10 protein-coding genes and 1 pseudogene are annotated in these 10,326 nt (G+C 39.4%); 6 read left to right on the forward strand and 5 right to left on the reverse strand.

Annotated elements, in window-relative coordinates; genetic code table 11:
* Positions 1–116: 116 nt before the first annotated feature.
* The 3 genes from GQR55_RS18970 to GQR55_RS18980 form a co-directional block, all read right to left on the reverse strand.
* Positions 117–2,372, reverse strand: a complete 2,256-nt coding sequence (locus GQR55_RS18970; protein ID WP_166421836.1) for an aminotransferase class V-fold PLP-dependent enzyme — start codon at positions 2,370–2,372, stop codon at positions 117–119.
* A gap of 135 nt (positions 2,373–2,507) precedes the next feature.
* Positions 2,508–3,584, reverse strand: coding sequence for an AI-2E family transporter (locus tag GQR55_RS18975; RefSeq protein ID WP_166421837.1), 1,077 nt, complete (start codon positions 3,582–3,584; stop codon positions 2,508–2,510).
* Positions 3,577–3,795 carry a hypothetical protein gene (locus GQR55_RS18980; protein ID WP_166421838.1) on the reverse strand — a complete coding sequence of 73 codons (219 nt, stop codon included), beginning with the start codon at positions 3,793–3,795 and terminating at the stop codon, positions 3,577–3,579. The genes GQR55_RS18975 and GQR55_RS18980 overlap by 8 nt, the downstream gene beginning before the upstream one ends.
* Positions 3,796–3,941: 146 nt before the next feature.
* On the opposite strand from GQR55_RS18980, the gene GQR55_RS18985 reads away from it, so the two are divergent.
* The 5 genes from GQR55_RS18985 to GQR55_RS19005 are packed head-to-tail and all read left to right on the forward strand — an operon-like array spanning position 3,942 to position 7,461.
* The gene (locus GQR55_RS18985; protein WP_166421839.1) at positions 3,942–4,607 is read left to right on the forward strand and encodes a hypothetical protein; all 666 of its coding nucleotides are present in this window, start codon (positions 3,942–3,944) and stop codon (positions 4,605–4,607) included.
* 1 nt (position 4,608) lies between these two features.
* Positions 4,609–6,066: a M48 family metalloprotease gene (locus tag GQR55_RS18990; protein ID WP_166421840.1), complete on the forward strand. Its 1,458-nt coding sequence runs from the start codon at positions 4,609–4,611 to the stop codon at positions 6,064–6,066.
* A 53-nt stretch (positions 6,067–6,119) separates the two neighbouring features.
* Positions 6,120–6,467: an arsenate reductase (glutaredoxin) gene (gene arsC, locus GQR55_RS18995; protein WP_166421841.1), complete on the forward strand. Its 348-nt coding sequence runs from the start codon at positions 6,120–6,122 to the stop codon at positions 6,465–6,467.
* Positions 6,467–7,021, forward strand: coding sequence for an NAD(P)H:quinone oxidoreductase (gene wrbA / locus GQR55_RS19000; RefSeq protein WP_166421842.1), 555 nt, complete (start codon positions 6,467–6,469; stop codon positions 7,019–7,021). Before arsC ends, wrbA begins: the two co-directional genes overlap by 1 nt.
* A complete protein-coding gene (locus tag GQR55_RS19005) occupies positions 7,018–7,461 on the forward strand; it encodes a DUF2069 domain-containing protein (RefSeq protein WP_166421843.1) in 444 nt (147 codons plus the stop codon). The genes wrbA and GQR55_RS19005 overlap by 4 nt, the downstream gene beginning before the upstream one ends.
* A 98-nt stretch (positions 7,462–7,559) precedes the next feature.
* On the opposite strand, the gene GQR55_RS19010 is transcribed toward GQR55_RS19005, so the two are convergent.
* Together GQR55_RS19010 and GQR55_RS19015 are read right to left on the reverse strand one after the other, a co-directional pair.
* Positions 7,560–8,897, reverse strand: coding sequence for an ankyrin repeat domain-containing protein (locus tag GQR55_RS19010; RefSeq protein ID WP_166421844.1), 1,338 nt, complete (start codon positions 8,895–8,897; stop codon positions 7,560–7,562).
* A 242-nt stretch (positions 8,898–9,139) separates the two neighbouring features.
* Positions 9,140–9,733: an ABC transporter substrate-binding protein gene (locus GQR55_RS19015; protein WP_166421845.1), complete on the reverse strand. Its 594-nt coding sequence runs from the start codon at positions 9,731–9,733 to the stop codon at positions 9,140–9,142.
* Between the two features lie 245 nt (positions 9,734–9,978).
* Here GQR55_RS19015 and GQR55_RS19020 point away from each other — a divergent pair.
* A pseudogene (locus tag GQR55_RS19020) lies at positions 9,979–10,245 on the forward strand (acyloxyacyl hydrolase); the annotation flags it as partial.
* Positions 10,246–10,326 lie beyond the last annotated feature (81 nt).

Raw genomic sequence — 10,326 nt, forward strand, 5'->3', positions numbered from 1 at the left:
ATCAAAAGATGATAAGGGTATTGTGAAGCAACCAAAAGATCGGTCAACCGATCAAAAATACCTTAACTGATCGGTGTTAGCCCTAAAGCCGATTTTGTACTAATTACAAACGTTGTTTAATTACTAAGCGCTAAACCGCCATTTAGGTTATAAACGGTTTTATATCCTAGTTGCATTAAGTTAGTTGCAGCAATTTTTGAGCGGTTACCACTACGACATAATAAAATATATTTATTACCTTTATTTAACTGCCCTTCAAATACCGCATTTGCCATTCTGCTAAGTGGTATATTTAATGTTTTTTCATCTAGCGTATTAAATAACTGAGCAACGTTATTTGCTCCATGCTCATACGGCTCCCGAGTATCTATTAAATATGTATCGCTGGTGTTTAACATTGTTTTAGCGTCATCAAAATTTAATTGCTGTGTATCAACCTCAGGTAACGCATTTACATAACCACACAATTGCGTGTTATTTACTTTTTTTGAAGCATCGTACTGCTGCTTTTGCACTGCAAATTCATCAACCGAAATACTGCCGTTCACTAGCACGTTAAGCAGTGGCGTTTGGCTTTGTTGTACAGCCCAGTTCATAGCAAAACATTGTTGGTAGTCATGCCCTGAGCAAATAATACTGCTGTTATTAAGTTGCTCGCTCATTGCTAAAATAGAGCGTGCCATTGCTTTTGCATCCCCACCTATAAGCGATGTATTACCAAGCCCTGCAGGCAATATTAAATCACCACAAAAACAGTAACGCGTTTCACCATTACTGTTTTTTAATAAATAACTTACGCTATCTTTGCTGTGCCCTGGTGTCGCTACTTTTTCAAGTACGTTATTTCCTAAACCAATATTTGCTGTATTTAACGGCCAACCTAGCGAATCAACCTCACCTTTTACCACTCTTGATGCAAGAACGCTGGTAAGCAAATTAGTCGCAGACTCTCGCTCTTGATGAAGATGTGTATTAAGCACGGCTGAAATAGTTAAGTTTTGTGTATTTACTATTTTTTCAAAACGCGGAATAAGCTCAATAATAGGGTCTATTATAACTGCGTGTTTATCATCACTTACATAAAGCCAACTACATGCCCCTTGATGCCTAAATTGAGTTAAACCAAGCGCGCACACTTCTTGTTGTGGTGTGGTACTGTCAGACACAATTAAACAGTTTGCTTGCAAAATCGCTTTTAATGCGCGAATACGCCCACAAGCATCATCTATATCGTACTGTGTTGCCGCTGGCCCAAACGATAGCCTAATCGCGTTTTCGCTTTGCCACTTGCTTGCACCCATTGCGTCTAAAACAAAACTTGTTGATGCACCTGTACTACAAGCCGAGCCACCACTTACGCGAATGCCCGCAGCGTCAAATAAATCAATCACTTCTTTGCTCGTTAAATCGTTAACAGCAAAGTTAAGTGTCGTTGGCACGCTATAAGCAAAATCATGATTAAATGTAATATTGCCAAAGGTATCTTTTATCGCGCTTTGTAACTGGCTTCTGTAAGCATTAAGTACGCTAACCGATTTAAACGTGTCGTCTGATTTATCAAGCAACATACTAAATAGCTTATTTAGCCCTGCAATACCGGGTAGGTTTTCGGTGCCCGATCGCATACCACTTTCTTGACCGCCACCCGCTATAAAAGGCGTGTACGCACTACCACTACGAATATATAAAAAGCCAATACCTTTAGGTGCATAAAGCTTATGTCCCGAAAAAGGGGCGTAATCTATTGTTGTATCGCTCAGCGCGAGCGCTTGTTTACCCAGCGCCTGCACGCAATCCACCATCCACGATACATTTTTATTACGGCGACGAATTACCTGCTCTATAGCGGATAAATCTTGATACACACCGGTTTCGTTATTAACGGCCATGGTGCAAATCATCAATGCGTTATCTATATGCTGTGCTATAAAATCTAAATCTAAAATACCGTTACTACCAACTGGAATAGCAAGTACCTCAGCATTAACGTCAAGTACGCTATTCCAGTGCTTAAGTGTGTTTGGCACCGCTTTGTGCTCAGTAGCGCCATATAATAATACGGGGTTTTTAATCGGGTGTTTTTTAGCCTCTATTAGCGTAGAAACCACCGCCGTTTGAATACCTTCTGTTGCGCCAGAGGTAAATAAAATATCGCCAGTAGTTGCGCCAATAACTGTGTGTGCTTTTTGACGTGTTTGTTCTAATAAATGCTTGGCTTGAATACCTGTGATGTGCGGGCTTGAAGGATTACCAAAACATATTTGCATGGTATGAGAAACAACATCAGCTATACAAGGCAACACAGGGGTCGTTGCGTTTGCATCAAGGTAAACTTGTTTTACTGGCTCATCGTGCAATAAAAACTCAGACATTAAAAAACGCACCTTATTACTAAAGAATATATCTTATTACCAATAGTACATAAATTTACAGGTAATGAGTAATAATCAATTAGCACTAGAGGTGCGTTTACTATTCTTTTTTAGACTAAAAGTCTGTTTACATAACTATTCACTGAGCTCTTTACTTATCTCTTCATGCGTAGACGACCACGCTGTTATTAGCGCTTTTACTAATGAAGCCAACGGGATGGCAAAAAATACGCCCCAAAACCCCCATAAGCCACCAAAAAATAATACAGCGACAATTATAAACACCGGATTTAAATCAACCGCCTCAGAAAACAACAGTGGTACAAGTACGTTGCCATCAAGTGCCTGAATAATTCCGTAAATAATTAAAATGGTCCAAAACTGGGTTTCTAATCCAAATTGAAACAGCGCAACTGCCGCTACCGGAATCGTTACCAGTGCCGCACCAATAAATGGAATTAACACCGACAAGCCCACAAGCACGCCAAGTAATGCAGCGTAACGTAAATCTAAAACAGTAAATGCAATAAATGACACACCACCAACAATCAAAATTTCAAACACTTTACCGCGAATGTAATTCATAATTTGTTGATTCATTTCGTGCCACACTTGCAAAATTAAACGTCGTTGTTGCGGGATCAATTTAGCGATACTGCCCGTTAGTTCAAGCTTATCTTTGAGCATAAAAAACACCAGCAACGGCACAAGCACTAAGTAAATAAGCCATGCAACAACATCTTTTAAAGAGGTTAGTGAAAACGACAGTACAGCCTGACCAAACTCGATTATTTTAGCCTCTACCGTTGCCACAATTGCCTGTACTTGCTCAATACTAATTAAACTTGGATATTGCTCAGGTAAAGCGATTAAATAAGACTTCCCCTGCTCTAACATATGCGGGGTTTCTTGGACTAAGTTACTGGTTTGCTTCCAAAGTACGGGGCCAATAACCAAAATAAGGGTGAGCATAATGCTAATAAATATCAACATTACAATAATCGTTGCACTAAAGCGCTTTAAACCAAAACGCTCTAAATGAACAACCGGCCAATCAAGTAAATAGGCAATAACCAGTGCCACAAGTACAGGAACAATTAACGAGCCAAAAAAGTAAAGTAAGGCAACAGAGGCCAGTAATAAAAATAATAAGGTAGACGAATGAGGATCCGAGAACTTCCTTTCGTACCATGTTTTTACGTATTCAAACATGTAATGGCTCCACTAATAACAACCCTCGTTGTTTATCAAAATTGTAACTATAAGCATTTTTTTGCAAAAAACGTTCAATATCGTTCGCACTTTCACCTTTATTAAGACTAAAGGTAATGCGGTGTTTTGATAACTGCGCACTTCGTAGCGCAAGTTTAAACTGCACAAATTGCTGAGGGCACTCAAACCCTTTTAAATCGCGCTCCACCATAACTACTTTACCCGTATAGTAAATGAATAATAAGTCGCATATTGTCGGTCTACGTATTTATAAAACGTGAACCGTTGTAACTTTTTCTTAAAACAACACCTGCAATAGTTTATCCTTATAACATAACTAGCAGTAAGGATAAGTTAATGCCTGGAACGCATAATAAAGCGCAACTACCAAGTAATCCAACACTCAAAGAGATTAATTGGTTTAAAAAGCAAATTAATTGGGGCGAACTTCCTCCTTTTTATCATCTTATTGCCTCTTCAATAAGCGAATCAGAAGGAATTTTAGATCATGGATTCGATAATGCAGTTAAACAACTTATAGATAAACGCAATTGGAACTTAGATTTATTAAAAGGCCATGAAGATAACTTTGGTGTAATACATACTAAACATAAGCCACGTATTGCACTACACCAAGTATTTACCGACAGAGGCTTTGAGTTATGGGCACAGCCTTATGCTAAAGATGTTATTGTTGACCAATACGTAAAAGGTAATCGCTTTATGGAATTTAGAGTGTGGGATCCGCATTCAATGAAAAATCTAATCAGAATAAATCAATTACATAAGTTTATTGGCTTTTATTTTGAACGAGGCGACAAAGCAGATAAAGCCATTATTTTACATGCACATAAAGTAGTACATAAAATTATTACTTTTTTGCAGCGAGAATTGAACGTTGTAAAGCTTGATGGAGTCACAATAAAAGAACTATACCAATTGTGCGAAAAAGACAGCCGTGCAAGCAGTGACGAAATAGACATAGCCAAAATTGCAATTGGCGAACCAATTAACAAGGAATAAAATGCAGCTAAAATCAGCATTTATCACTTTATGCAGTGCCGCGCTTACGTTTAGCTTATTAGTAAGCGAACCTTTAAAAGCGCAAACTAGCTTTACTCTTCCTGATTTAGGAACATCTGCATTACAAGCGCTGCCACTTGAAAAAGAAAAAGCTATTGGCGAAGTAATGATGATGCAAATACGCGGCTCATCGCCCGTTATAAACGACCCTGTATTGGATGAATACCTGACCACTATTGGCCGTAAATTGGTGGCTAATGCTAACGATGTGCGCTTTCCATTTTCGTTTTTTTGGATAAACAACTCAGAAATAAACGCCTTCGCCTTTTATGGTGGGCATGTAGGTGTGCACACAGGGTTAATAGCACAAGCCGATAACGAGAGTCAGTTTGCCTCTGTACTTGGCCACGAAATTGCTCACGTAACACAGCGCCACTTAGCACGTAGAATTCAACAACAACAAGATAACAGCGCGCTGACCATTGCCGGTATGATTGCTGGAATACTGGCAACAGTTGTTGCACCCGACGCCGGCATTGCCATTATATCAGCGAGCCAAACGCAGTCTGCTTTTAGTCAGTTAACGCACAGCCGCTCAGCCGAGCAAGAAGCCGACCGTATAGGTATGCAAACTCTTAATAATGCGGGTTTTGATGCGCGTGCATCGAGCGAGTTTTTAACTAAACTTGCAGCGCAAATTCGCTATAAATACAAGCCACCTGCGTTTTTGCTTACTCACCCATTACCAGAGAGCCGTGTATCAGACGTACGCTTGCGGGCAGAGCAGTATCCTCAGCGCCATATAAACGCGAGCCTTGAGTTTAGTTTAGCAAAAAGTCGCGTACTGGCACGCTATTACAACAAACCAGAAAAAGCGGAAGACCTATTTAGAAAGCTACTGCGCGAAAACATCTACAACAACACAGCATTAAAATACGGTTTAGCTATTAGTTTACTTGATCAAAAAAAGCTTGATGAAGCAGCGCCAATGTTAGATGAGCTTTTAAAAAACGATCCTAAAAACCTATTTTATATAGATACTCATACCGATTTACTCATCGCACAAAAAAAGGCAGATGAAGCCGTTAAATTTTTAGCTGATTTAAATCAGTATCGCCCTAATAATCAGGTAATTACGCTTAACTACGCCAACGCTGCACTTGAAGCTGAACAGTACGAGCTTGCCGAAAATATACTTAAAAGCTTTTTGCTTGAAAAACCCGATCACAACTTAGGTAAACAACTCCTTGCTGATGCGTATAAAAAACAAGATAAATTAGCCTCTTACCACGAAGCAAATGCTGATGTATTAGCGCAATACGGGGCTTACTTAAAAGCCGCTGATGAAATCCAAAAAGCGCTTAATTTCGTAGAATCAACAGAACTTGTAAAACAACAGCGTTTAAAAGCACTGCTTACTCAGTATCGACTTTTACAAAAAGAGCTTGCGAGGCTTTAAGTCTGCAAGCGCTTACCCTAAAATAGACGCAATTCACACTTTGGAATCATTTTATGTCTGTTACTATTTACCACAACCCTCGCTGCTCTAAATCGCGCGAAACGCTAGCGCTACTGCAAAGTAAAGCGGTAGAGCCAAATATTGTAGAGTATTTAAAAACGCCTCTTACTCGCGAGCAAATTTCAACGCTTGTAAGCCAGCTTGGTTTTTCATCAGTACGCGAACTAATGCGCACTAAAGAAGATGCCTACAAAGAACTTAATTTGAAAGATGAAAGCAGTGAGTCAGCATTAATAGGCGCCATGGTACAAAATCCAAAGCTAATTGAACGCCCTATTGTTGTTAATAACAATAAAGCAGCCATTGGTCGCCCGCCTGAAAACGTACTAAGCGTTTTATAATGAGCGAAACCATAGTGGTATTATACCACTCAAGCCATGGCTCAGTTGAAGCAATGGCTCACGAAATAGCAGAATCAATTGAGCAACAAGGCGCAACTGCCCTGCTGCGTACTTTTGTTGCTAAAAATCCGCACGACATTGTAATAACCAAAGATGACTTAATAAATTGCGATGGTTTGGCATTTGGTACACCAACTCGATTTGGCATGATGGCCTCTCAAGCTAAAAGCTTTTGGGAAACCACCAGCGACTTATGGTTAAAAGGCCAGTTAATAGATAAACCAGCGTGTGTGTTTTCGTCATCAAGCAGTATGCATGGTGGTAATGAAGCAACCTTACTTAACTTATCTCTGCCATTATTACACCACGGTATGATGCTATTAGGCGTGCCGTACGATGTACCCGAACTGCTTGCAACACAAACAGGTGGAACACCATACGGTGCAACACACGTTGCTGGCAGCGCTAATAGTACACAGCTTAGTAAAGACGAAATTAAAATATGTCAAAGCGTTGGTAAACGCCTTACTCACATTGCGAGAAAACTTAAATGAATACCGCTGACAACCCAGCTAAAAAGCCAATTACAGTAAAATTTCAGCGTGCCGCACTCTTTGGCTATGTAGGTTTACTTATTCTTATTCCACTGTGGATGTATTTTGTACCACCTTTAAATGGTAATGCGAGTTTAGCGTCTTTATTTGTGCCTATTATTCCATTATTGCTGCCACTAAGAGGCATAATTAAAGATTATACTTACACTTATGCGTGGGCTAACTTTATTGTAATGCTGTATTTTATTCACGGGCTTACCATGCTGTGGGCCGCTCCTGATGAGCTTATATGGGTACTGCTAGAGCTTGTATTTGCCTCTTCAATGTTTATTGGCTGTACTTACTACGCAAGACACCGTGGACAAGAGCAGGGTTTAAAAATCCGTAAGCTTAAAGAAGAACTAGCTGAAGAAAAAGCAGCAAATGAGCACGGTAAATAGCCTCTTACCTAAACCGATTAGGCTATCCATAAACGATATAAACAAAAAACGCGCTTAAATTACTTTAAGCGCGTTTTTTATAAGTTGTTTAAAAGTGACTAAACCAAATCACTCAAAGCTGCTAGCACCACAATGCTCGCTAACCCTATTTGAGCCACTAAGCTAATAAACGAAAAGCCCCTAAGCACAAATAAACCCCAAGGGTGTTTAATATGCGGATATAACGCGCAACGTTTTAAAGTGGTTGCAAAGAAAAAACAGATTACCGCCGCCATAGTTAAACCCAGCGTCAGCTCACTTTTAATAGAGAGTGTTTCATCAAAAAAGAAGAACAACTGTAAAGGCAGCAGTATAGTGACGATAGCGTGCAGCACATGTACTTTTTTAATGCGATCAAACTGCCCTTCTGGCGAAAGCTCTTTAATACCAAAGTCACGTTCTAAGCATTTAACTAAGTTATTGGCTTTTATACTTACCGCTAAACGGTAACAGCTTAAACCTTCTTTATTGCGCGCTCTAAAGTCGTATCCGGCTTTAATTAGCAGTACCATAAGTGATTCATTTTTAGCAAATACAGCATAATGAAGTGCTGTATTACCTAAATTATCAACCGCTTTTTTGTCTTGCTTTGCAAGTAGCGTTTCAACCACATTTACAAAGCCTTTTTCGGCGGCCCACATAAAGGCTGTTTTATTGTTTTCATCAGTAAGTACACCGGTAGCGCCTTGCTCAATAAAACGCATTGCCATTGTTTGCTTGGCTGTTTTTTTACGTAGGTGCGTTAATAATGCTTTTTCTAGCAGCACAACAGAGTCAACGTCAGGAGAAACCTGTGTAAGCAACGTGAAGTAGTCTTTACCTGCTGCTACTTTTTCGCTGGCAAGCTCACTGAGCATTTCTAAATCGGCAATAGACTCTGGAATAAACGCACTTAAACGCTCTCTAAAATCAACTTCTTTCCAAAGCGCTAATGTATCCTTTGCCGAAAGCTTACTGTTATTATTTAACGCATGCTCAATTAGCGTGAAGTAGCGTTTACTAAAAAACAAATCAACTAAAGACAGTGGCGTATCTAGGGTGTTTTGCGCAGCCACACTTGCGTATTTTTCAAGACGCTGGCACAACATAAGCACTAAGCTTTCAGGGGTGTATTCATTATCGTAGTAATGGCTTTTAACCGCACTAATATACGCTTGTGCGTCTTCGTCATATTCAGAGATATGTTGAAAGTAACATTCTTCAAATGGCTCTAACGGGGTTAGCCATACCAAATAATAAATAGGTGGCAACACGGTGGTGCATACACCATCGTCTTCATTTGTAGAACGACAAGCAGGCCAAGCTTCCAAAGCATCTAAAATAAAGGCACCGTTTTGTTCTACCAGTCCTTTAATAAGTAATGGGTATTCCTTTGGCCAAATCAGTACATTTTCCATTAAAACAACACAACTCCAGTGTGGCTTGGGGGGTGGTAAGTTATATCAGTTTTTAGCTGACACCACGCTTAATCAAAGTGCCGATATTCTAGCACACCTTTGTTTTGCTGCTAGCGCAAAATTGCGCAATAACAACAATCCTTTAGGATTACAGTAGACAAGAATATAAAAACGGCCAAGTACATAAGTACTTGGCCGTTTTTGAGGTTGGAGTTGGGCTTAATCAGAGCCAGACAAATAGTCTATTTACTTTTTAATTCGCTAATAACTTGCTCTAAACCCACTTCAGAAATGCGTTGAATAATCTCTTTTTGCTTAGCACTTAATAGTGAAATACCTTCGGCAACAATATCGTATACTTTCCACTCATCGTTTTTACCTAAACGAAGCTTAAAGCTTAAGTCGATTGTAGGCGCATTTGGCTCAATAATTTGCGTGTTAACTGTTGCGTACTCAGAGTCGCTTTTTGCGTTGTTACGCTCAAATACAACTTTTTGACCTGTGTACTTCATTAGTGCACCAGCGTATGTGCCTGTTAAGTAATGCTCTACAGCATCTATAAATTGAACAGCTTGCTCGCGCTCAATACCTTTAATGTGTTTACCTAATAATTTAAACGACACAAACTTAACATCAATATGTGGCATTAAACGTTTTTCAACAATGGCAGCCATCGCATCTTTGCTAGCTGTCCCTTTTGAGTTTACTTGACCAATGTCTGCAAAAAGTTTGTCGGCTACTGATTCTAATAACTGATCAGGCGATTGCTGAGCTTGTGCAAATAACGAACTACTAAAAAAAGCAGTGGCTAAAACGAATAGTTTAAAGAGTTTCATAATTGTATATGTCTGTGTGATTAAGATGGTTGTAATTTACCCGTTCTATACGCAATAAAAAAGGCACAAATAAGCAATTTATTAATGCCCAAATTGCACCAATTGAATAAGAAAAGAAAATTCAAGAAGTTACAAACCTCCATTAACAGCCTATATACAACCGGCATTTTGTCCTCATTGTAATTGTTAACAGGTCGCCCTTATCATTTAGTTATCACTTTGAACCAAACAAACAATTGGCACCTATGAAAACGTCACTTAAAACACTTTTTATCTCTTTAGTATTAGTAGTTTCACTTTTTGGCAAACTTGCTTTTGCTCAATCGAATCACGGTTATGCTGTTGATTTTCTTAAAGGCGAAGGCAACGTAAATGGCGTTAAGCTTGCGTATCAGTATCATGCGCCGAGTATGCAAAATCTTATTGGCGATGCACGCTTTTACTTTGAAACCAGCGTAAACATGTGGGAGTACCGCCACGGCGATGAAACACAATCAAACCTAGTACTTGCTCATAGGTTGGATCTTAAGGAATAAAACTTGAAAACATGCTCTGAATTTGATCTGATAGTAATCGCCAAACCACTATCTATC

Source organism: Pseudoalteromonas sp. Z1A8 (genome assembly GCF_011378855.1).
Taxonomy (GTDB): Bacteria; Pseudomonadota; Gammaproteobacteria; order Enterobacterales; family Alteromonadaceae; genus Pseudoalteromonas.

Bases quoted from the DNA above. Each gene is read 5' to 3' on its own strand.
- GQR55_RS18970 (WP_166421836.1), bottom strand. From the start codon at position 2,372: ATGTCTGAGTTTTTATTGCACGATGAGCCAGTAAAACAAGTTTACCTT.
- GQR55_RS18975 (WP_166421837.1), bottom strand. From the start codon at position 3,584: ATGTTTGAATACGTAAAAACATGGTACGAAAGGAAGTTCTCGGATCCT.
- GQR55_RS18980 (WP_166421838.1), bottom strand. From the start codon at position 3,795: ATGGTGGAGCGCGATTTAAAAGGGTTTGAGTGCCCTCAGCAATTTGTG.
- GQR55_RS18985 (WP_166421839.1), top strand. From the start codon at position 3,942: ATGCCTGGAACGCATAATAAAGCGCAACTACCAAGTAATCCAACACTC.
- GQR55_RS18990 (WP_166421840.1), top strand. From the start codon at position 4,609: ATGCAGCTAAAATCAGCATTTATCACTTTATGCAGTGCCGCGCTTACG.
- arsC (WP_166421841.1), top strand. From the start codon at position 6,120: ATGTCTGTTACTATTTACCACAACCCTCGCTGCTCTAAATCGCGCGAA.
- wrbA (WP_166421842.1), top strand. From the start codon at position 6,467: ATGAGCGAAACCATAGTGGTATTATACCACTCAAGCCATGGCTCAGTT.
- GQR55_RS19005 (WP_166421843.1), top strand. From the start codon at position 7,018: ATGAATACCGCTGACAACCCAGCTAAAAAGCCAATTACAGTAAAATTT.
- GQR55_RS19010 (WP_166421844.1), bottom strand. From the start codon at position 8,897: ATGGAAAATGTACTGATTTGGCCAAAGGAATACCCATTACTTATTAAA.
- GQR55_RS19015 (WP_166421845.1), bottom strand. From the start codon at position 9,733: ATGAAACTCTTTAAACTATTCGTTTTAGCCACTGCTTTTTTTAGTAGT.